Source organism: Thalassotalea eurytherma, assembly GCF_030161415.1.
GTDB lineage: Bacteria > Pseudomonadota > Gammaproteobacteria > Enterobacterales > Alteromonadaceae > Thalassotalea_G > Thalassotalea_G eurytherma.
On record NZ_BSSU01000002.1, the window covers coordinates 1 to 22,658 of the forward strand.

Here is a 22,658-nt window from a genome sequence, read left to right on the forward strand (position 1 = left end):
TACTAATGTGAGTGCCCACACAAATTGCATGATAACTAATTGTTAAAGATGCCTACACGAGGTAGGTATGCCGAACCGTTCATGGATGAACGCTTTGTTCGGCGCGAGCTAACAATCACATTCGTTGTTAGACCGCTTGTTAACTTCGTTACAGACCGTAGTGGCCGTTGCCCCGAAGCGAGATGCGCATTCTACGCTTCTCAGTTTTGATGTCAACACTTTTTGAAAACTTTTTTCTTGTTTTGACAAGAGCCTGTTTTCGTAAGTTTTGTTGGTGTTTAGTAAATCAATAACTTAACTAAACATATCAAAACAAGCCTTTCATTACCTAATGAAAGAATAAATAGCCTTTTCGCTATTTATTGAGTTTACTTACATCGAGTAGCTTAACGCTGCTCCGTTGAAGTGGATGCGCATTTTAGGGATTTTATTCTCAGCGTCAACACTTATTTTGTTTTAATTGCTCGTTTGATTAATTAACAAACAAAACCTACAGAAAACGTTGTAAATCGTATTAATTACAACCAGCTTTTCGTTAGGAACTATCACTATATATATGCTATAGCCTTTCCTGACGATTCACCCGATGTTGATAAAGTTGTGTCTCCACAAAGCCAAACGGCCAAATGTTACTTAATTTAGATACCTGTTGATTTATCAACTTGTCTATCAAATGTCTGATTTTCGATAAAGACACGTTGAGATAATTAGATACTGTTATTATTTACGCGATTTTAAGCGAGTGCATGTTCGTTCATCGCTTTGGGATAATTTGGTCAAGTATTCTAACAAAAAAGACGAGCTTAGCTCGTCTTTGATATCTAACGTTATAAAACGCTACCTTTACATTGATAAACCGCCGTCGATTTCAACCACACGACCAGTAAAGAAATCATTCTCTAAAATGTACTTCACTGTGTGCGCAATTTCGTTAGCTTCACCTAAACGCCCTACAGGTTTCATTTTCTCTAAGCGTTCTCGCATTTCTGGCTTCATCGCGTCTGTCATCGCTGTACGAATAACACCCGGGGCTATAGCACCAACACGAATACCGTGACGACCAAGTTCACGTGCCCAAGTCACTGTCATTGCAACGACGCCTGCTTTTGACGCTGCGTAATTTGTTTGCCCCATATTACCGTTGCGGGCAATTGACGACATATTAATGATAACGCCTTCGGTGTCATTTTCGACCATATGAACAGCAGCTTCACGACCGCAAAGGAAAACACCCGTTAGGTTGACGTCAATGACCGACTGAAATTGCTCTAGTGGCATTTTTTTAACAACTTGGCCGTCTTTAGCTTTTAATAATAAGCCGTCACGCAAAATGCCAGCGTTGTTAATCAAGACGTCAATCGAACCGAAATCTTCCATTACCTGTTTGAAGGTTGTTTCTACCTCCAGCTCAACAGTAACGTTTGAAACATAATATTTTGCCGTTGCACCTTGCTCTTCAATCAATGCTACCGTTTGAGCTAATAACTCTTCATTGAGATCAATCAATGCGAACTTAGCACCGTAGGTAGCTAAGTTAAGTGCCATTGCTCGACCTAAACCTTGGCCACCACCAGTGATGACAATTGTTTTGTTTTCTACGTTCATTAATTGTTCCTATTTACTTTCTTTATGCCCAAACGCGTTAAAGATACTTGAGAAATCTTTCGCGCCATTACCTGCAGCAGCATGCATTGCGTATAAGCTACGGGCTAACGCCCCCATAGGGGTAGATGACTGACTGCTCACCGCTGTATCCATCGCTAAGCCTAAATCTTTTGCCATCAAATCAACCATAAAACCACCTTGATAGTCATTAGATGACGGGACATTTTCCATCACATCAGGACATGGGTTATATACATCTAAAGTCCAGTTGCTACCAGATGACTTACTCATAATATCTGACAGTACTTTCGGATCTAAGCCATTTGAAATACCAAGCTGCAATGCCTCAGACGTGCCAACCATTAATACAGATAACAACATGTTATTACACACTTTTGCCACTTGGCCTGCGCCTAAATCGCCAGCGTGAAAAATGTTTTTACCCATATTTTCTAAAATCGGCTTAGCGCGTTCAAACTGCGTTAGTTCACCACCAACCATAAAACTTAATGTACCAGCTGTTGCACCGCCAACACCACCTGATACAGGCGCATCGATAAAGCGAATCCCTTTATTTTCTAGTGCTTGACCAACAGTTTTTGCCGTTAAACCATCAATTGTTGATGAATCAATAACAAGAGAGCCAGGCGCAATATGATTAATTAAACCATCATTCCCTAGGTACACAGAAGATACGTGTTTACCTGCAGGTAGCATTGAAATAACAAACTCAGCGCCCTTAACACATTCTTGCGCTGTTGATTGTGTAGTAGCGCCTTGCCCTACTAATATTTCAACCGCGTCCTTAGATAAATCGAAGACTGTAACCGCGTGGCCAGCTTTCAATAAATTCGCAGCCATTGGGCCGCCCATATTTCCTAATCCAATAAATGCAATTTTTGCCATGATAATTCCTTAAAATTCTTAACTGCTATGCGCCAAGTTGTGCTAGCGGGTGTTCTTCATTTTGCCATTTAGACTCAAAGAACCAATCAATTGTTTGTGGTTCGACACTGCTTATATCTGAATTGCGCCATTTTGGCTGATAGTCTTTATCGATAAGCAGTGCACGCACACCTTCTTGAAATTCACCGTACTGACCACATTTAACGGATAAAGATAGCTCCATTCTGAAACACTGCGCTAAAGTCAGTTTTTCAGCGCGAATTAATTGCTGATAAACCAAATGAGCACTTATCGCACTACCATGCTTTAATGACTTCTGCGCTTTGTTAAACCACTTATCTTCTACTTGTACGCTAATAATGGCATCAACAATTTCGCTAAGTTCACCAGCGTTGGTCACTTTATTAATCAGTGCTTGGTTGGTTTTTACAAAAGTTGGCGGCATTGCATTAATGTGCAGATGCTCGATTTCTCGCATCGCATCATTTAGTTTTTCATGATTAAGCGCCGTTGTATCACCCCAGTTAATAGCCTTTAAGGTATCAACAAGGTTTTGCTTTTGCTCAGATGGTATGTAGAAATCAGCCATACCTGTGTATTTAGCATCTGAAGCATTAATTGAGGCACCGGTTAAACCTAAAAACAAACCACAATTTTCAGGCATACGATTTAAAAACCAAGTACCACCAACATCTGGGTATAGCCCGATACTAATTTCTGGCATAGCAATGCGAGAGCTTTCGGTTACCACACGGTGACTTGCGCCAACCATTAAACCTAAGCCGCCCCCCATGACAATACCGTGTCCCCAAACAATAAATGGTTTTGAGTAGGTATGAATGAGGTAATCGAGCTGATATTCACGGGTAAAGTAGCTTTCTATTGATGGGCTAAAGTCACCATCAGCTTCCTTCATATCGTTATAGAGTTTTACAATATCACCACCGGCGCAAAGGGCCTTTTCACCTGCACCTTGCAACATCACAGCTGCTATGGCTTTATCTTCGTGCCAAGCTTGAAGTTGCGGGTATAATAAATCAATCATATCGCCGCTTAAGGCATTTAGCGATTTCGGTGAGTTTAAGGTTGCAACCCCGATTTTCTTATCGTTGTTACAGATAATTTCTTCAAAAAGAACGACGTCTGTCATGAGATTGCCCTACTTGTTTTGCCAAATTGCGGCGCGTTTTTCTAAGAAGGCATTAACCCCTTCTTTTTGATCTTCACTATCAAATAAATCAACAAAAGCATCGCGCTCTTTTGGCAACGCATCTGCGATTGGCATTGAACGATTCATTTGGATAAGTTCTTTACACGCAGTTACAGCAACTGGGCTTTGTTTAGCAACTTTCGAAGCAAGGGTTAATGCAGCCGTTAAACCTTCACCTGATTCAACAACTTCTTCAACTAAGCCAATTTGTAGAGCTTTTTCTGCCTTTATGCGTTCTCCACATAAAATCATGCGTTTTGTCCAGCCTTCGCCAACTAGAATATGGAGGTTCTGCGTGCCACCGGCACAAGGCAATAATCCTACAGTTGCTTCAGGAAGCGCCATCTGAGCATGTGTTTCAGCAATGCGAATATCACAAGCTAGCGCCACTTCTAAGCCACCGCCCATTGCGTAGCCATTAATCGCAGCTATTGATACCCCCCTAAACGACGATAATGTTTCAAATGCTTGACCAAACACTTCTGCCATATCTCTTGCTACTTGCTTGTCGCCACCAGCAAAAACATTTAAATCAGCACCGGCTGAGAAAAACTTTTCACCGTCGCCAGTTACAACAAGTGCATATATATTTTTATCTTCGTTAAGCGCTAATACGATATTTTTCAAATCAGTTAAGCTTTGTGCAGTCCAGGTATGAGCAGGCGGATTATTAAAGGTGATAACTGCCGTATGATTTTGTTTTTCTACTTTTAAAAATTCTGACATGATTGTTCCTAAATTAACTCACCAGCGCCTTCAGTTAATAATCTACGCGCAATAATGACACGCATAATTTCATTGGTGCCTTCTAAAATTTGATGCACACGAACGTCTCTGAAATGTCTTTCAAGGGGGTATTCTTTGATATAACCGTAGCCACCATGTATTTGCAGCGCCGCATCACAAACTTGAAAACCAACGTCAGTCGCAAATTGCTTAGCCATTGCGCAATATGCAGTTTTTTCAGGATCATTATTATCTAACTTAAAGGCCGCTAAGCGCACCATTTGACGTGCTGCGACCAATTGCGTTGCCATGTCAGCTAGTTTAAATTGCATCCCTTGAAACGCGGCAATGGGTTTGCCGAACTGCTCACGCTCTTGCATATATTCTTTAGCAGTATTTAATGCTTGTTGTGCGGTACCAATCGAACAGGTAGCGATATTAATACGGCCGCCATCAAGGCCTTTCATCGCTATTTTAAAGCCTTCGCCTTCTTCGCCTAACAAGTTGCCTACGGGCACTTTTACATTATCAAACGTAATCAGTTTTGTTGGTTGAGCGTTCCAACCTAGCTTTTCTTCGGCTTTGCCATAAATAACGCCGTCACTGTCAGCTGGTATTGCTAACGCAGAAATACCTTTTGCGCCTTCACCGCCCGTGCGCACCATCACAACAAGCATATCAGTTTCACCCGCGCCTGAGATGAACATTTTGGCACCATTTACATGATAAAAATCGCCTTGCTTTTTAGCTGTTGTGCGCAAGGAAGCTGCATCAGAGCCTGCACCCGGTTCGGTTAAACAATATGAAGCCAACTGTTGACCTGAAACCAAACCAGGACACCATGTATCTTTTAGTGCTTGCTTGCCCCACGTTGCTAGCATCCATGTCGCCATATTATGAATGGTCATCATGGCTGTGGTTGCGGTACAACCCATTGCTAATTGTTCAAAAATTATAGAAGAATCGAGACGTGATAAACCTAGGCCACCAGCCTCTTCAGGAGAGTACAGCCCACATAAACCAAGCTCACCAGCTTGTGCGATAACGTCTTTTGGAAAGATATGCTCAGCATCCCACTTTGCGGCATGCGGCGCGAATTCAGCATCAGCAAACTGCTTTGCCATATCGGCAAACATTTTCTGATCTTCAGTTAATTCAAAATTCACAAGAGTTCCTTACTAAATCGTGTAACCGAAGTTACACCAGAGATAGGCTTGTGCTTTAGATTTATTATTTTTGTTTAAAGCACAAGCAGTTGTAATAATTTAATTTGTGTTATTTATTGTTGAGTACTTTTATAGCATCTCGACAGCGATTGCTGTTGCTTCACCGCCACCAATACATAAAGAGGCAACACCTTTTGAAAGGCCGCGGTTTTTCAATGCGTGAACAAGCGTGACAATTAAACGTGCGCCACTCGCGCCAATTGGATGGCCTAGTGCACAAGCACCACCATTAACATTTACTTTGTCAATATCTAAAGATAACGCTTTCACCGATAACATAGTAACCATGGCAAATGCTTCATTGATCTCAAACAAATCTACGTCTGAAACTTGCCAGTTTACTTTGTCTAATAACTTGTTCATTGCGCCAACAGGAGCAACGGTAAATTCTGCTGGCTCTTGAGCATGTGTTGCATGACCAACTACTTTACATAACGGCGTTAAACCACGCTTTTCTGCTTGTGACAAACGCATCATGACAAGTGCCGCTGCACCATCTGAAATTGAACTTGAGTTTGCCGCGGTTATTGTTCCATCTTTTTTAAACGCTGGACGTAATGACGGAATTTTATCAGGGCGTGCGTTACCTGGCTGTTCATCGGTATCAACTACGATGTCGCCACGACGGTTTTTCACTGTCACTGGCGTTACTTCATTTTGAAAGGCACCTGATTCAATCGCGGCATTTGCACGCGATAAAGAGCGAAGCGCAAATTCATCCATGTCTTCACGAGTAAAGCTTTCTTGGTCAGCGGTATCTTGAGCAAAACAACCCATTGCCACGCCATCGTATGCGTTTTCTAGACCATCCATCATCATGTGGTCCATGACTTGGCTATGTCCCATACGCATGCCTTGACGACCTTTAGGTAACATATAAGGTGCATTGGTCATACTTTCCATACCACCAGCAATTGCTACGTCAATGCTACCAGCGGCTAGTGCATCATGTGCAAACATCGCTGCTTTCATACCTGAACCACATACTTTATTGATTGTGGTACAAACCGTAGATAATGATAAATCAGCACCTAAGGCCGCTTGACGCGCTGGTGCTTGTTTTAAGCCAGCAGGTAAAACACACCCCATAACAACTTCATCGATATCGCTAGTCGACAAATTTGCTTGTTCAACTGCAGCCTTAATAGCTGTCGCACCAAGCTCTGGCGAAGTGACACCTGAAAAACATCCCATAAAGCCACCCATTGGGGTGCGCGCTGCTGAAACGATAACAATTGGATCTGACATGATAATTCCTCTATATGCTTTAAAACACGAGCTATTTATTAGCATTGTTGGTTTACAAGTAGCTTACGTATACGTAAAGCTACTGATAATTGTTGCTGTAGTCGTCTTATTATATTTATAAAAGTGACGCTACTTTAGATGATTGGTACGCTTATTTCTTTATTCAAGCGCTATTTTATCGATGAAAAACACGTTTAAGCTGTAATCTTACGCTTACACTCATCCACCACATCGCCCAGAATCATACTTTACCTTTACGTAAACTTCCAGTATGTTGTTAACCAGAAAATAATGACAATAACGACTACTATGAAAACAACAAAGCCTACCTTTACCATCGGAGAATTAGCCAAAGAATTCGATATAACAACGCGCAGTATCCGTTTTTATGAAGATCAGGGCTTGATTTCTCCAGTACGTGAAGGTCAAAAACGCATTTATTACCCACGTGATAAGGTGCGTTTAAAACTTATTTTACGTGGCAAACGACTTGGCTTTTCATTAGCTGAAACCGGACGTTTGTTCGAGTTATATGATGTTGATAAATCAAGCGAGACACAGCTAACAACGATTTTGAACATTATTACTGACAAAAAAGCTGATTTAAAACAGCAATTAGAAGACATAAATGTGGTGTTGCTTGAGTTAGACAATTTAGAAAAAAACTGTTTAACCACGCTAAGCACCATTCACAAAACTAAATAAGATTACAACAATGTTGCTACTACAGGTGGCTACACGTGAGGAACTATCATGATTTCAAGCTTTTCATCACTTAACTTTAATTTAGGCGAAACCGTCGACATGATTCGCGATCAAGTCAATGCCTTTGCTCGCGACGAAATTGCGCCACGTGCAGCGCAAATTGATATCGACAATGAATTTCCAAATGACTTATGGCGCAAATTTGGTGACATGGGTTTGTTAGGCATGACCGTAGAAGAAGAATACGGTGGGTCAAACCTTGGTTATTTAGAGCATGTTGTTGCGATGCAGGAAATTAGCCGTGCATCGGCTTCTGTTGGCCTAAGCTATGGCGCGATGTCTAACTTATGTTTAAACCAGTTAAGTAAAAACGGTAGCCATGAACAAAAATTAAAGTACTTACCAAAGTTATGCTCTGGTGAACACATTGGTGCATTAGCGATGTCTGAGCCTAACGCGGGTTCTGATGTAGTTAGCATGAAATTAAGTGCCGTTAAAAAAGGTGATAAATACATCTTAAATGGCAACAAAATGTGGATCACCAACGGTCCTGACGCAAATGTTTATGTTATTTACGCAAAAACAGATGTAACTGCCGGTTCAAAAGGTATTACAGCATTTATTGTTGAACGTGATTTCCCGGGTTTTAGTCGTCACCAAAAACTAGACAAACTAGGTATGCGTGGGTCAAACACTTGTGAATTAGTGTTTGAAGACTGTGAAGTACCTGCTCAGAACATTCTTGGTGAAGAAGGCAAAGGCGTAAAAGTATTAATGTCTGGTCTTGATTATGAGCGTGTTGTGTTATCTGGTGGCCCATTAGGCATTATGGATGCCTGTATGGATCTAGTTGTACCTTATATTCACGACCGTAAACAGTTCGGCCAATCAATTGGTGAATTCCAATTAGTGCAAGGTAAAGTTGCCGACATGTACACACAAATGAATGCCGCGAAGTCTTATGTTTACATGGTTGCCCAAGCTTGCGACCGTGGTGAAACAACACGTAAAGATGCAGCTGCTGTTATCCTTTATTCAGCGGAGCTAGCGACGAAAATGGCATTAGATGCGATTCAATTACTCGGTGGTAATGGTTATATCAATGAATTCCCAGCGGGTCGTTTATTGCGTGATGCCAAGCTTTATGAAATTGGTGCTGGTACGTCAGAGATTCGCCGTATGTTAATTGGTCGCGAATTATTTAACGAATCTAAATAGATTGCGGCCTGCGCCACAATGACGTCAGATAAACAGCAAAAACCAATGACCTCAGGTAAACAGCAAAAACCAATGAGTCATGCTGACGAAAGTCAGCATCTTAATGGTGAAGCATTAGATGGCGGCATGTATCGCAATGACGCAGATATAAAATGATGAGTCATTCCGGCATTTGCCGGAATCTCGATTTAACACTTACATTGATATTAACAACACAGGTATTTCCCCGTGGCAAAGATAATTTCAAAAATAAATACACGTTCACAAGACTTCATCGATAATGCCGAGTATATGCAAGCGCAAGTTGATGATTTAAAAACACAGCTTGATGCAATCAAACAAGGTGGCGGCGAAAAGTCTCGCGAGCGTCACCTTTCTCGGGGTAAATTACTACCACGTGATCGAGTTAACGCACTGCTCGATGAAGGTTCACCATTTCTAGAGTTCTCACAATTAGCAGCACATGATGTATACAAAGACAATGTGCCAGCGGCTGGCATTATTACAGGTATTGGCCGTGTTGGTGGACAAGAATGTGTCATCGTAGCGAACGATGCTACGGTAAAAGGTGGCACCTACTACCCGCTTACGGTTAAAAAGCATTTACGCGCTCAAACGATTGCACAAGAAAATAACTTACCTTGTGTATATTTAGTTGATTCAGGTGGTGCTAACCTGCCCAATCAAGACGACGTGTTCCCTGATAAAGAACACTTTGGTCGCATATTCTTCAACCAAGCGAATATGTCGGCGCAACATATTCCACAAATTGCTGTCGTGATGGGTTCTTGTACTGCCGGTGGTGCTTATGTACCAGCAATGGCTGACGAATCTATTATTGTAAAAGAGCAAGGTACAATTTTCCTAGCTGGCCCACCTTTAGTAAAAGCGGCAACCGGTGAAGTGGTTAGCGCTGAAGATTTAGGTGGCGCTGATGTTCACTGTCGTACTTCCGGTGTATCAGATCATTATGCACAAAACGATCATCACGCATTAGATATTGCACGTAAAGCAATCAGTAACTTAAACCGCGTAAAACCTGTTCAAATGAACATTGAACAAATGCGTGAACCAGCATATAACAGCAATGAAATTTACGGCGTCATTCCAAAAGACGCACGTCAACCTTACGATGTTCGAGAAGTTATCGCCCGTGTTGTAGACGGTAGTGAGTTTGATGAATTTAAAGCCTTATACGGCACCACGTTAGTATGTGGTTTTGCACGTATCTATGGTTACCCTGTTGGTATCGTTGCTAATAACGGTATTTTGTTTGGTGAATCTGCACAAAAAGGTGCTCATTTTATTGAGCTATGTGCACAACGAAAAATTCCTTTGGTATTTTTACAAAACATTACCGGCTTTATGGTTGGTCAGCAATATGAAGCAGGCGGGATCGCAAAGCACGGTGCAAAAATGGTAACGGCTGTAGCATGTGCCAAAGTACCTAAATTCACGATTTTAATTGGTGGTAGTTTCGGCGCAGGTAACTATGGTATGTGTGGTCGAGCCTATGATCCTAGATTCCTATTTATGTGGCCAAATGCACGTATTTCGGTAATGGGCGGTGAACAAGCCGCGGGGGTTTTAGCACAGGTTAAAACCGATCAAATGGCGAAAAAGGGTGAGTCTTGGTCTGATGAAGAGCAACGCCAATTTAAACAGCCAATCATTGATAATTATGAACATCAAGGTCATCCATATTATGCATCTGCACGGCTATGGGACGATGGTGTCATTGATCCTGCTGATACGCGTCAAGTATTAGGACTTGCCATTTCGGCGTCACTCAATAAACCAATAGAAGACACCCAGTTTGGTGTCTTTAGAATGTAGAGGTTGCAATGACTAAATTATCGAACGATCCCGTATTAGTTGATATTGATAGCCTTGGTGTTGCTACTGTCACATTAAACAACCCTGATAAGCATAACGCTTTTGATGATGAGATCATCAGCCAGCTAACCCAAGTATTTACTGATATCTCAGAAAATGAAAAAGTGCGTTTAATGGTGTTAGCCGCCAATGGTAAAAGCTTTTGCGCAGGTGCTGATTTAGGTTGGATGAAGCGCATGGCAAACTATAGCTATCAGGAAAACCTTCACGATGCGAACGGTCTAGCGAATATGTTAAAAGCTCTTAACTTTATTCCGCAACCAACCATTGCCAAAATTCAAGGAGCAGCTTTTGGTGGCGCGGTTGGTTTAGCAAGCTGTTGTGACATTGTCATTGCCAGTGAAAAAGCCAGCTTTAGCTTATCTGAAGTTAAATTTGGTCTAATTCCTGCCACGATCAGCCCTTATGTCGTGAGCGCTATCGGCATAAAGGCCGCCCGCAGATATTTTCAAACCGCTGAGCGATTCTTTGCCGATAAAGCACAACAGCTTGGTTTAGTTGATGAAGTAACAACGCCTGAAGCGCTCAATGCAAGCGTTGATAAGATGATAAATACGCTATTAGCTAATGGCCCAATCGCTATGCGCCAAGCCAAACAGTTAGTTTTTGATGTTGCTTATAAAAATATTGATCAAAACCTAATTTCAGAAACGAGCAAGCGTATTGCCGCTATTCGTATTTCAGAAGAAGGCCAAGAAGGCTTAGGTTCATTTTTCGAAAAACGTTCACCTAACTGGCATAAGGAGTAATCATCATGTTTAACAAAATTTTAATTGCAAACCGTGGTGAAATCGCCTGTCGAATTATTAAAACCGCCCGTAAACTCGGCGTGTTGACGGTTGCCGTTTATTCAGATGCAGATGCTAATGCCCTGCACGTTACTATGGCTGATGAAGCCGTTCATATTGGTGGCAGTGCTTCTAGAGACAGCTACCTATTAAGCGAACGTGTTATTGAAGCTGCTCGCCGTACTGGCGCACAAGCAATTCATCCAGGTTATGGGTTCTTATCTGAAAATGCCGAATTCTGCCGCCTATGTGAACAAAACAATATTGTATTTATCGGTCCACCGGTTGGCGCAATTGAAGCAATGGGCTCTAAATCAGCAGCCAAGAACATCATGGAAAGAGCGCAAGTACCTTTAGTACCAGGCTATCATGGTGAAGATCAAAGTGAAGCCGTATTGAAAAAAGCGGCGGATGATATGGGCTACCCCGTATTATTAAAAGCGACGGCTGGCGGTGGTGGTAAGGGTATGCGCCAAGTTTGGTCAGAAAATGAATTTAGCGATGGCTTAGCTGCAGCTAAGCGTGAAGCACTTAACGGTTTTGGTGACGATACCATGTTAGTTGAGAAGTATTTAACTCAACCTCGTCACGTAGAAATTCAAGTGTTTTGTGATAATCACGATAATGCCGTTTACCTGTTTGAACGTGATTGTTCCGTGCAACGTCGCCATCAAAAAGTTATTGAAGAAGCCCCTGCCCCAGGCATGAGTGAAGCTCTGCGCAAAGAAATGGGTGAAGCTGCGATAAAGTCTGCTAAAGCCATTGGTTACGAAGGCGCAGGTACGGTTGAGTTCTTACTCGATGTTGACGGTTCATTTTATTTCATGGAAATGAATACCCGTCTTCAAGTAGAGCACCCCGTTACTGAGATGATATCAGGCCAAGACCTAGTCGAATGGCAATTACGTGTTGCTTCAGGTGAAACTTTACCTAAATCACAAGATCAGTTAACCATTAAAGGTCATGCATTTGAAGCACGTATTTACGCAGAAGATGCCGATAATGACTTCTTACCGGCGACAGGTTTTCTTGCCTACCTATCGACACCGCTTGAATCAGATAATGTTCGTGTAGATACCGGTGTTCGCCAAGGCGATGAAGTAAGTGTTTATTATGATCCGATGATTGCGAAATTGATTGTCTGGGATGAAAATCGTGACAAAGCATTACAGCGCTTAGCAAAAGCACTTAGTGAATACCGGATTAGCGGTGTCACCACAAACATCGACTTTTTGTATAACTTAGCAACTTGCCAACCATTCGTTGACGAAGACTTAGATACCGGTTTTATTGAAAAACACGAAGATAAGATTTTCCATAAAGACGAGCAATCGCTTACCGAAGAATTGCCGATGGCTGCATTATATTTAGTGCTAGCTAATGAACAAAAAGCGAAGCAAAAAGCACAATCGTCAAATGATCCATTTTCACCTTGGAATCAAACCAATGCCTGGCGATTAAATGAAGCGCATGTTCATCATGTTGGCTTACGTCACAATGATAGCGTTTATGACATCGTTGTAGAACAAAAGCGCCATGGCTTTATGATCACCGTTGATAGCAAGTCATACGATTGCCAAGGTCATATTGAAAATGATGTATTAACCACAAATATCAATGGTTATCGCTCAGCTGCAACAATTGCGCAAAATGGTGATCAAATTAGTTTATACCGCCAAAACGGTGCTTTTAACTTTGTTCAGATTTTGCCTGATTTAGGTTGTGATGACGATACGGCAGACGCTGGTGGTTTAATTGCGCCAATGAATGGCACGATGGTTAGCGTATTAGTTAGTGCCGGTGATGTTGTTACGGCGGATCAACCACTGATGATCATGGAAGCGATGAAAATGGAACACACGATTAAAGCACCTGCAGCAGGCAAAGTAACTGAGCTATTCTTTGCCGCTGGCGATATGGTTGATGGCGGTGCTCAACTTGTTGGCTTTGCCGCGGAGGAGGACAAATAAAAATGTCTTATATCGAACGTAACCAACTGCCTAAAAAAGTTAAAATCGTGGAAGTAGGTCCTCGTGATGGCTTGCAAAACGAAAAACAACTTATTGATGCTAACAACAAAATAGCGCTTATCAATAAACTGGTTGATGCCGGTTTAACCTATGTAGAAAGTGGCAGTTTTGTATCGCCTAAATGGGTGCCACAAATGGCAACGTCTAGTGAGATATTTGAAAAGCTAACCAAGCACAAAGGTGTCACTTATGCTGCACTAACGCCCAATATGAAAGGCTTTGATGCTGCAATGTCAGTTAATGTTGATGAAGTGGCTATTTTTGGTGCCGCTTCACAGTCTTTTAGCCAAAAGAACATTAACTGTTCAATTGAAGAAAGCCGTGAGCGATTCTCGCCAGTTGTCGAAGCGGCATTAAGCAAAGGTATTAAGGTAAGAGGCTATGTATCTTGCGTTGTAGGTTGTCCTTATGAAGGTGATATTGCACCGGAAGCCGTTGCTAATGTAGCCAAAAAATTACTTGATATGGGCTGTTATGAAATTTCACTTGGCGACACCATTGGCGTAGGCACGCCGGCATCAGTGTCAGCAATGCTTGACGCAGTGAAAGCCGTTGTGCCCGCTAACCAACTCGCCGTTCACTTTCATGATACCTATGGCCAAGCGTTAACCAATATTTACACTGCGTTAAGTCAGGGCATAACTGTTGTTGATAGTGCCGTTGCGGGCCTAGGTGGATGCCCTTATGCTAAAGGCGCTTCTGGGAATGTAGCAACTGAAGATGTTGTCTACATGCTTAATGGTATGGGTATCGACAGTGGCGTAGATTTAGACAAATTACTTGAAGCAGGTTGGTTTATTTCCGACAAACTGAATCAAGCGCCTGTTTCAAAAGTATCGCAGGCAATGCGAGCAAAATTATAACAAGATTAAAAGGTTAAACCTTTGAGAGGAAAGTAAAATGGCAGGTTTTGATAAAGTTGTCAGTAGTTATCAAGAAGCGTTAGCGGGCTTAGAAGATAACATGACAGTGATTTCAGGCGGTTTTGGTTTATGTGGTATTGCAGAAAACCTAATTGCCGAAATTAAGCGCAAAGGCACTAAAGGATTAACAGTTGTTTCAAATAACTGTGGTGTGGATGACTTTGGCTTAGGGGTTTTGTTACCCGATCGCCAAATTAAAAAAATTGTTGCCTCCTATGTAGGTGAAAATGCCGAGTTTGAACGTCAAATGATGAGTGGCGAATTAGAAGTTGTGCTAACACCTCAAGGTACACTTGCTGAGAAAATGCGTGCTGGTGGTGCTGGTATACCAGCTTTCTACACGGCTACGGGTTTCGGTACACCGGTAGCAGAAGGCAAGGAAGAACGCACATTTGATGGACGTGATTATATCCTTGAAGAAGCGATAAAAGGTGATTTTGCTATTGTAAAAGCATGGAAAGCTGATCGCTACGGCAACCTTGTTTATCGTAAAACAGCGAGAAACTTTAATCCGTTGGCGGCAACGGCAGGTAAAATTACCGTCGTAGAAGTTGAAGAAATTGTTGAACCGGGTGAGTTAGACCCAGATCAGATTCATACGCCAGGCATCTATGTAGATCGTTTAATTCAAGGTACGTTTGAAAAACGTATTGAACAGCGCACTATTCGCCCATCAGATAACGCATAAGGAGAATTATCATGGCTTTAACTCGTGAACAAATCGCTATGCGTGTTGCACAAGAGCTTCAAGATGGATATTACGTAAATTTAGGTATTGGTATCCCTACCCTTGTCGCAAACTATGTTCCTGACGGCATGGAAGTGATGCTGCAATCAGAAAATGGTTTATTAGGGATGGGACAATTTCCGACAGAAGAAGAAATTGACGCTGATTTAATTAACGCTGGTAAGCAAACCGTGACCATGGCTACCGGTGCTTCAGTATTTGACTCTGCTGAGTCTTTTGCGATGATTCGTGGTGGTCACGTCGATTTGACGGTATTAGGCGCATTTGAGGTAGATGTAAATGGTAACATTGCTTCGTATATGATCCCTGGTAAGTTAATCAAAGGCATGGGTGGCGCAATGGACCTTGTCGCAGGTGCTGATAACATTATCGTTACGATGACGCATGCTTCAAAGCACGGTGTTTCTAAATTGCTTAACAACTGTTCACTGCCATTAACCGGTAAAGGCTGTATTAAGCGCGTATTAACCGATTTAGCGTTTATTGAGATCAAAGAAGGTAAGTTTCACCTGATTGAACGCGCGCCGGGCGTTAGTGTAGAAGAGATTATAAAACTCACGGAAGGTGAGCTTGTTATTCCGGCACATGTGCCAGAAATGACTTTCTAGGTTGACGCCACTTTAAGTTATTAAACGAGAGCTTAGGCTCTCGTTTTTTGTTTGTTTTTATTGAAAGTATCCAATATCAGTTACATAAATAACACAACAATTTTCCATAAATCTTACGCTAAATCACATAATTAGGGGCTAAATCCTACATATCTTGAGATATATCGCACAACAAAGTGTTGCATTAACGTACGAATTTGTTAATCTGAAGATGACAAAGAAAAGGCAACATACTTGAAAGAGTATGACGCAAAGCCACCGGTCTAAGGGCGAAAGCCTACGACAGCGGAGTTACCGATAAGGTAAAACCAGTGGTTTTTTCTTTTTAAAACTCATTCTTATTCATAGGGTCTTAAAAAATGAAAAAATTATTACTAGCTTCTACTATTACAGTTTTAACTTTAACGTCTGCCTTCGTGGCACCAGCAGCTCAAGCTTCAAACATTGCTCAAAATGTTTGTGAATTTGTTGCTGCAGATGACAAGAAACGCATGCGTTCATATTTAAAATCGAACAAATTAAAAATACGTAGTATTTTTGACGGTGTTCAGTGTAATGGTCAGAACTTGTTAGAATTTGCTGCTAATCGTGGTTCAGTAAAAACAGGTTCTTTGATGATTTCTAAATTACCAAAGAAAACTGTATCAGCTAACCTTGCAGTAATTCAGTCAGGTACACCTTTATTTGACGCTGCTAACAAACGCGTAAGCAGTTAAGGTTCATTTAGTGGACGTTAATAATAATGTTTTCTAATGATTCTTTTTGTCTTATATAATTAAAAAAGCCAGCGAAAGCTGGTTTTTTTTTCTTTATAAAGCAATAACTTTATAATATTGTTTAGTTAAGCCTTGTTCATCAATATTTTACCTGTTACCTAGTCTATGCCTTCAAAAAAAACCTATAAAGGTAACCGCCAAGCTTTATTACTGACCGGTGGTGGCGCTAGAGCAGCATATCAAGTAGGTGTGCTTTCCGCGATAACGCGCTTTATGCCGCGTAATCACGGTATCCCCTTCCCTATTATTTGTGGTACATCTGCCGGTGCAATAAATGCAACGGCAATGGCCTGTTACGCTTCATGTTTTCATTTAGGTGTTAAAAAGCTTGAGTGGGTTTGGAAAAACCTACGAACAAAAAACATTTATCAAAGTGATCCATGGGGAGCCTTTGGCTATTTAGGTAACGGTATATTATCGAGCTTTCAGGCTGATTACTCCCTTAAGCGGGCTCATAGTTTGTTAAATAATGCCCCGCTTCGCGAATTGCTAAAAGAGGTTTTCGACTTTAAACGCATTGATGACAATATTCTTCGAAATTACTTAACGGCAATTTCCGTCACTGCATCAAGCTATACCACTGGTGACTCAATAAGCTTTTACCAATCTGCTGATACAATACACCCTTGGCAACGGGCAAAACGCAAAGGCCACCCTTGCCAAATTAACACAGAACATTTAATGGCGTCGGCCGCTATACCTCTGGTATTTCCATCAATAGAAATAAATGGTCAGTATTATGGTGACGGATCAATCCACCAGTTATCGCCACTTAGCCCTCCTATTCATTTAGGAGCCGAAAAGATTTTGGTTATTGGTGTCGATCAACCGCACAAACCACTTTATTCGCTTGAAAATAATCCGCATCCGCCTACGAGTGCGACAATTGCAGGCCACATGCTTGATTCAATTTTTGCAGATACTTTGCAAAGTGATATGGAGCGGCTTGAGCGCATTAATGAATCAATCGCATTGATGCAATCTCATGGCATAGCTTCTCAACAAGAGCTTAAACACGTTGATACCATGGTCATTAACCCGAGTGATGACTTTAATGTAATTGCAGCTGAGCATTACAATGAGTTGCCAATTTCAGTGCGTTTATTGCTTCGCAGTGTAGGTATAACAAACGACTCGGAAGCGAGTTTAATAAGCTATTTATTATTTGAAAACAGCTTCACGAAAAAGCTGATGAAGATTGGCTATCAAGACGGCTTAGCCAATGAAGAAAAGCTAAGATCATTTTTATCCCTCTAAAGAGAGTAAAGTAAATGTCTACATCATATACACCTGCGAAGGTATGGAAGTTTACACCTGGTAATGGTGGTAAATTTGCCAATATTAATCAGCCAACGGCTGGTGCAAGGCAATCTCAGGCATTACCCAATGGAAAACACCCATTTCAATTGTACTCACTGGCGACACCAAACGGCGTAAAAGTCACTATTATGTTTGAAGAGTTGCTTGAAGCTGGTATTAATGATGCCGAGTATGATGCCTACAGCATAAATATTATGGAAGGTGATCAGTTTGGTGACGAATTTGTTGCCATCAACCCAAATGCTAAAATTCCGGCTTTGCTTGATAACAGCAGCGATAATCCGACACCTATTTTTGAGTCAGGCGCTATTTTGTTGCACCTTGCTGAAAAGTTTAATGCATTTATCCCAAGCACTCCTCAACAAAAGGCAAACTGTTTATCTTGGTTATTCTGGCAAGTAGGTGCTGGGCCTTATTTAGGAGGTGGTTTTGGCCATTTCTATGCCTATGCACCAGAAAAGTTTGAATACCCTATCGAGCGCTTTACGATGGAAGTAAAGCGACAACTCGACTTATTAGATAAACATTTAGCGACTAACCAGTTTATGTGTGGCGATGAATACACCATAGCGGATATGGCAATTTGGCCGTGGTATGGCGCGCTAGTAAATGGAGAGCTCTATGAGGCGGCAGAGTTTTTAGACGTACAAAGCTATCAACATTTAATGCGATGGACCAAAGAAATTGGCGAACGCCCGGCGGTTAAACGAGGACGAATGGTTAACCGAGCTTGGGGGGATCCAGCAGAGCAACTTATTGAGCGACACGATAAATCTGATTTTGACTTAAAAACACAAGACAAAATAGCCAATCAAGAATAGTTTTCTAGTTAATAAAAAGCCGCAATATTTATTGCGGCTTTTTTATTATCGTTATCGAATTAACATAATCTACTTTTCAACCAATGACGCTTATTCACCTTCATGAATAAAATGTTCAGCCCATTCTACGCGTCGTGGTTTGCCTCGAATAACTAAAGTATCTTGATTCTTTAAGATAATGTTCTCATCTGGCAAATCTATCTCTTCGCTTTCTTGTCTTAACGTTAAAATATCAATGCGCTTTGACGAGAAGTTTAATTCAGCAATTGATTTGCCTACCGCAAAAGAGTTTTCTGTTAATGTAATTCCGTGGGCAAATTCTCGTTGTTCGATACTGTTTTGACTCATATCGGTTTGCTCCCCCTGGAAAAAGCCATGCATATGGTTGTAATGACTCTTTCGCTCTTTTTGCATTAAGCGAATAATGCGAGAAAACGACACGCCTGAAAGTGAAAGCACTTGCGATACCAGCATTAAGCTACCTTCGAGAATTTCTGGTACCACTTCATCAGCACCTGAAGACTTTAACATTTCAAGCTGATCGTCGTTACGTGTTCGAACGAGAATTGGCACTTTAGGCGCTAAAGCTCGCACCCGCATAATGGCATCAGCCGATTGCTTATCTTCACCAAACGTAATGACCACAAGTTTAGCTTTGTCTAACTTAGCAGCGTGTAGTAATTCAGATTGGCGAGAAGAGCCGAATAAAATATTTTCACCCGCTTCTCTGGCTTTTGTTGTTCTTAAGGGGTCGATATCAATGGCAACAAAATCCATATGTTCTTGTTTTAGAAAGCGACTAATCGTTTGACCTACACGGCCAAAGCCACAAATAATGACATGATCTTGCAGTTCAGTTTGCTCTGGCAATTCCTGCAGTTCGCTATAACTTTCTTTCTTTTCTTTCGTAAGGGTAATTGCCCAACTACGCGCATTCTCAATCAAATAAGGAGTCATCGCCATTGAAATAACACCGACACCAATCAAAATAGACGCTACATCGACCGGGACAAGATTCACTTGGCTGGCTAATGCAATTAATACAAAACCAAACTCGCCCATTTGTGAAAGCATAATACCACTGGCTAAGCCGTCTTTAGCATTCTCACCTGCTCGCTTGGCAAGGTAATGAATAATCAGAACCTTACACAACATAAAGCTCACCAATAGAACAAAGATGTCGATTGGATTATTAAGCAGGTAACTGACATCAAACTTCATACCTACGGTCACAAAGAATAAACCAAGCAAAATATCACGATAAGGACGAATATCTGCCTCTAACTGATATTTATATTGGCTTTCACCAAGCATCATACCCGCTAAAAACGCGCCAAGCGCCATCGATAGGCCAAACCACAGTGTTAATGAAGATGCGACCAGTGTAACAAGTAAGGTTGTTAGTACGAATAACTCATCGGTTCTAACTTGCGCGATGAGGTTGAATATTCTTGGTAACACCCACTTACCAACGAGTAAAAGTAGGCCAACAACAAAAACCCCTTTAATTAATGCAAACGCCAAGGCAAAAATCATGGATGTTTCACTTGGCTGGGCAAGCAAAGGAATAATGATTAACAACGGAACAACCGCTATATCTTGGAATAGCAGAATCGCCACTGACAATTGGCCCGATTTACGTTTCATCGCGCCAGATTCACTTAATTGACGAATAACGATGGCAGTGGAAGATAGCGCTAAAACACCACCTATCACTAATGCACTGCTAAACGTTTGCCCCAACAGCATGGCAATAATGGTAAACAGCAACATAGAGATGGCAACTTGCGCACTACCAACGGCAAATACTAACCGGCGCATAGCCATTAATTTAGGGAGAGAGAATTCTAAGCCAAGTGTAAAAAGCAAAAATACGATGCCAAGCTCAGCAAAGTGCTCGTAATCAACTTTATTATGGGTGAAGTTTAAACCGTGCTCGCCAACAAGCATACCAGCAACAAGATAAGCAAGAATCGCTGGCATGTTTAGCTTTCTAAAAAGCCATACAAAACAAACAGCACTAGCTAATATAACAACGACTTCTATATAGGTTCCCACAAAGTTTCCTTACATCTCTTGGTATTCAGTTCCAATATAACAAACTGACAGTAAAAATCATGATATCTAGTGAATAAGATTAAGGCAGAAAAATGGCAAAAACATGACAATAACGGCAATTATCGCCTGCCAAATCATTGACATCATCGCTAACTACTGCGCCTTCTACAGTTAGACTACCAGAAAATTACCATTAAAAACATACACTAAAGACTACCATTTATAAAGCACCTAAAAACGGCGCGATTATTGCAAAATCTATCGTAAGCAAGTTTTAAAGGTATCCGTATGCAAACGTTAAATATTATTGATAACTCATCATCGGGTTTTAATGCGTTTCAGTTGTTTAATGACAAGCCAATGGTTTCGGCCGATCGTATTCTTAATTTAATTGAGCAGCTTCAAAGCACCCTATGTTTTGAGCAATTAATTAATCGTTTTGCGATGGAAGCTTCAAAATATGCCGACTTTAGCGGCTTAAGTTTTCAATACCAAGACGGCATTGCAAACATGCGCGGTAGTCGCCCCGGTAAGTTTAAAGAACAGATTGAACTTCGTATTAATGAAGAATTCATCGGGGTATTAACTTACCATATCAATCAACGGTTAAACCAACAAAACCTTGATACATTGCAAGAACTTCATCGTTACCTAGCATATCCACTTAAAAATGCCGTATTGCTTCATCAAGCAAACCAACTTGCTATGCACGATCACCTAACAGGCTTAAACAATCGTCGCTTTTTTGATGACCAATTGAAAAAAGCCATTAATCATGCAAAACGCAATGAAAATATGCTGAGCTTAATGCTGATCGATTTAAACAAATTTAAACAGGTCAATGATACGCATGGCCACCATATTGGCGATATAGTGTTGAAAGAGTTCTCTCGCGTTTTATCTGCGTGTATTCGCGATTACGACACGGCGTTTAGATTTGGTGGTGATGAGTTTGCAGTTATTATTGAAGGTGCTGATACAACATCAGTTGCTAACATTGAAGCGAGAATTCACCACAAAACACAAATGAATTCCTTACTGTCGAAATATGATGTTAGTGCAAGCGTTGGTTTTTCATTCCTGCATAATAATGATAACGAAGCAAACTTCTTCAATCGTGCAGATCAGGGCCTATATAAACAAAAAGTCGCACAGCCACGTGGACCACTTCGCATTGTGTAATCATTAAGCCATCTTAAAGTTGTTTTAAGATGGCGCGCTTTTCTTGCTCTGTCGCATCGATATGAATGCGTGAAAGACTCACCGCTCTTGAAAATTTATCACTCGATAATTGATATACCAGCTGCTTTAAAAACACTTTATCAAGTTTAAAAATTTGGCTGTAATGGTTAATAGCAACATCAACATTTGGGTAACTAACACCATCAAAGGTAAATTTCTGATCCGCCAAGTAATCTTCAATATGTCTGCCACTAAGCTCTAAATGCCATGATGAAAAATTAACCCGTGTTTTTGCTACGTCATATATGAACCAAGCACTGCGCTTAAAACCTTCAAAATTACCACCTTCAAACTCGCTTTCTTCAAGTGCTTGCTTCGTCCAGTTAACACCAATTGCGAGATCTTTATGATAATGCTTGATCAACGATTGCTTAACTTGGCTGTGCACGGCAAAGATGCTGTCGCAGGTTGCTTTATATGCAAATCTGCTACATTCATTGCAGCTAGGTACTGTTAACGTTGGATGAATACAATTGATGACAAGGTGAGCATTGTGTGGAAAGGTGAAATATTGATTTGCTGGCTCACCACAAAACCAGCAACAATGGCGATATTCAAAAGGAACATCAACCATTGTTTGTGCAAGCGAAGCATCATTTAACAT

21 protein-coding genes and 1 riboswitch are annotated in these 22,658 nt (G+C 41.2%); of the genes, 13 read left to right on the plus strand and 8 right to left on the minus strand.

What is annotated here, in order from left to right; translation table 11 throughout:
• Positions 1 to 843: 843 nt before the first annotated feature.
• From QQK02_RS01350 to QQK02_RS01375, 6 genes are all read right to left on the minus strand, one after another.
• Positions 844 to 1,605 (minus strand): SDR family oxidoreductase, encoded by a 762-nt coding sequence (locus tag QQK02_RS01350; RefSeq protein ID WP_284206141.1) that lies wholly within the window; start codon positions 1,603 to 1,605, stop codon positions 844 to 846.
• 9 nt (positions 1,606 to 1,614) lie between these two features.
• Positions 1,615 to 2,511: a 3-hydroxyisobutyrate dehydrogenase gene (gene mmsB / locus QQK02_RS01355; RefSeq protein WP_284206142.1), complete on the minus strand. Its 897-nt coding sequence runs from the start codon at positions 2,509 to 2,511 to the stop codon at positions 1,615 to 1,617.
• Positions 2,512 to 2,536: 25 nt separating this feature from the next.
• Entirely contained in the window at positions 2,537 to 3,661 is a 1,125-nt protein-coding gene (locus QQK02_RS01360) for an enoyl-CoA hydratase/isomerase family protein (RefSeq protein ID WP_284206143.1), read from the minus strand.
• Between the two features lie 9 nt (positions 3,662 to 3,670).
• The gene (locus QQK02_RS01365) at positions 3,671 to 4,447 is read right to left on the minus strand and encodes an enoyl-CoA hydratase (RefSeq protein ID WP_284206144.1); all 777 of its coding nucleotides are present in this window, start codon (positions 4,445 to 4,447) and stop codon (positions 3,671 to 3,673) included.
• Positions 4,448 to 4,455: 8 nt separating this feature from the next.
• A complete protein-coding gene (locus tag QQK02_RS01370) occupies positions 4,456 to 5,613 on the minus strand; it encodes an acyl-CoA dehydrogenase family protein (protein ID WP_284206145.1) in 1,158 nt (385 codons plus the stop codon).
• Between the two features lie 129 nt (positions 5,614 to 5,742).
• On the minus strand, positions 5,743 to 6,921 hold the full coding sequence (locus QQK02_RS01375; protein ID WP_407704993.1) for an acetyl-CoA C-acyltransferase: 1,179 nt from the start codon (positions 6,919 to 6,921) through the stop codon (positions 5,743 to 5,745).
• Between the two features lie 309 nt (positions 6,922 to 7,230).
• On the opposite strand from QQK02_RS01375, the gene QQK02_RS01380 reads away from it, so the two are divergent.
• The 12 genes from QQK02_RS01380 (at position 7,231) to yghU (ending at position 18,754) form a co-directional block, all read left to right on the plus strand.
• On the plus strand, positions 7,231 to 7,626 hold the full coding sequence (locus QQK02_RS01380) for a MerR family transcriptional regulator (RefSeq protein ID WP_284206146.1): 396 nt from the start codon (positions 7,231 to 7,233) through the stop codon (positions 7,624 to 7,626).
• A 48-nt stretch (positions 7,627 to 7,674) separates the two neighbouring features.
• Positions 7,675 to 8,844 carry an isovaleryl-CoA dehydrogenase gene (locus tag QQK02_RS01385; RefSeq protein ID WP_284206147.1) on the plus strand — a complete coding sequence of 390 codons (1,170 nt, stop codon included), beginning with the start codon at positions 7,675 to 7,677 and terminating at the stop codon, positions 8,842 to 8,844.
• A gap of 18 nt (positions 8,845 to 8,862) precedes the next feature.
• A complete protein-coding gene (locus tag QQK02_RS01390; RefSeq protein ID WP_284206148.1) occupies positions 8,863 to 9,000 on the plus strand; it encodes a hypothetical protein in 138 nt (45 codons plus the stop codon).
• Positions 9,001 to 9,072: 72 nt separating this feature from the next.
• Positions 9,073 to 10,680 carry a carboxyl transferase domain-containing protein gene (locus tag QQK02_RS01395; RefSeq protein WP_284206149.1) on the plus strand — a complete coding sequence of 536 codons (1,608 nt, stop codon included), beginning with the start codon at positions 9,073 to 9,075 and terminating at the stop codon, positions 10,678 to 10,680.
• Between the two features lie 8 nt (positions 10,681 to 10,688).
• Entirely contained in the window at positions 10,689 to 11,489 is an 801-nt protein-coding gene (locus QQK02_RS01400; protein ID WP_284206150.1) for an enoyl-CoA hydratase/isomerase family protein, read from the plus strand.
• A gap of 5 nt (positions 11,490 to 11,494) precedes the next feature.
• Positions 11,495 to 13,498 carry an acetyl/propionyl/methylcrotonyl-CoA carboxylase subunit alpha gene (locus QQK02_RS01405; protein WP_284206151.1) on the plus strand — a complete coding sequence of 668 codons (2,004 nt, stop codon included), beginning with the start codon at positions 11,495 to 11,497 and terminating at the stop codon, positions 13,496 to 13,498.
• Between the two features lie 2 nt (positions 13,499 to 13,500).
• A complete protein-coding gene (locus QQK02_RS01410) occupies positions 13,501 to 14,421 on the plus strand; it encodes a hydroxymethylglutaryl-CoA lyase (RefSeq protein ID WP_284206152.1) in 921 nt (306 codons plus the stop codon).
• Positions 14,422 to 14,458: 37 nt separating this feature from the next.
• A complete protein-coding gene (locus tag QQK02_RS01415; RefSeq protein ID WP_284206153.1) occupies positions 14,459 to 15,169 on the plus strand; it encodes a CoA transferase subunit A in 711 nt (236 codons plus the stop codon).
• Between the two features lie 11 nt (positions 15,170 to 15,180).
• Positions 15,181 to 15,837, plus strand: coding sequence for a 3-oxoacid CoA-transferase subunit B (locus QQK02_RS01420; protein WP_284206154.1), 657 nt, complete (start codon positions 15,181 to 15,183; stop codon positions 15,835 to 15,837).
• Between the two features lie 214 nt (positions 15,838 to 16,051).
• Positions 16,052 to 16,136: riboswitch (cyclic di-GMP riboswitch) on the plus strand.
• Between the two features lie 60 nt (positions 16,137 to 16,196).
• Complete coding sequence (locus QQK02_RS01425) at positions 16,197 to 16,553, plus strand: DUF3718 domain-containing protein (RefSeq protein ID WP_284206155.1); 357 nt, start codon at positions 16,197 to 16,199, stop codon at positions 16,551 to 16,553.
• Between the two features lie 165 nt (positions 16,554 to 16,718).
• Positions 16,719 to 17,870 (plus strand): patatin-like phospholipase family protein, encoded by a 1,152-nt coding sequence (locus tag QQK02_RS01430; RefSeq protein WP_284206156.1) that lies wholly within the window; start codon positions 16,719 to 16,721, stop codon positions 17,868 to 17,870.
• Positions 17,871 to 17,884: 14 nt separating this feature from the next.
• Positions 17,885 to 18,754, plus strand: coding sequence for a glutathione-dependent disulfide-bond oxidoreductase (yghU, locus tag QQK02_RS01435; protein ID WP_284206157.1), 870 nt, complete (start codon positions 17,885 to 17,887; stop codon positions 18,752 to 18,754).
• Between the two features lie 90 nt (positions 18,755 to 18,844).
• Here yghU and QQK02_RS01440 read toward each other — a convergent pair whose 3' ends face one another.
• The gene (locus QQK02_RS01440; protein ID WP_284206158.1) at positions 18,845 to 20,812 is read right to left on the minus strand and encodes a monovalent cation:proton antiporter family protein; all 1,968 of its coding nucleotides are present in this window, start codon (positions 20,810 to 20,812) and stop codon (positions 18,845 to 18,847) included.
• Positions 20,813 to 21,100: 288 nt separating this feature from the next.
• Between QQK02_RS01440 and QQK02_RS01445 the strand changes: the two genes are divergently transcribed.
• Positions 21,101 to 21,994, plus strand: coding sequence for a GGDEF domain-containing protein (locus QQK02_RS01445; protein ID WP_284206159.1), 894 nt, complete (start codon positions 21,101 to 21,103; stop codon positions 21,992 to 21,994).
• 13 nt (positions 21,995 to 22,007) lie between these two features.
• Here QQK02_RS01445 and QQK02_RS01450 read toward each other — a convergent pair whose 3' ends face one another.
• A complete protein-coding gene (locus QQK02_RS01450; RefSeq protein WP_284206160.1) occupies positions 22,008 to 22,658 on the minus strand; it encodes a hypothetical protein in 651 nt (216 codons plus the stop codon).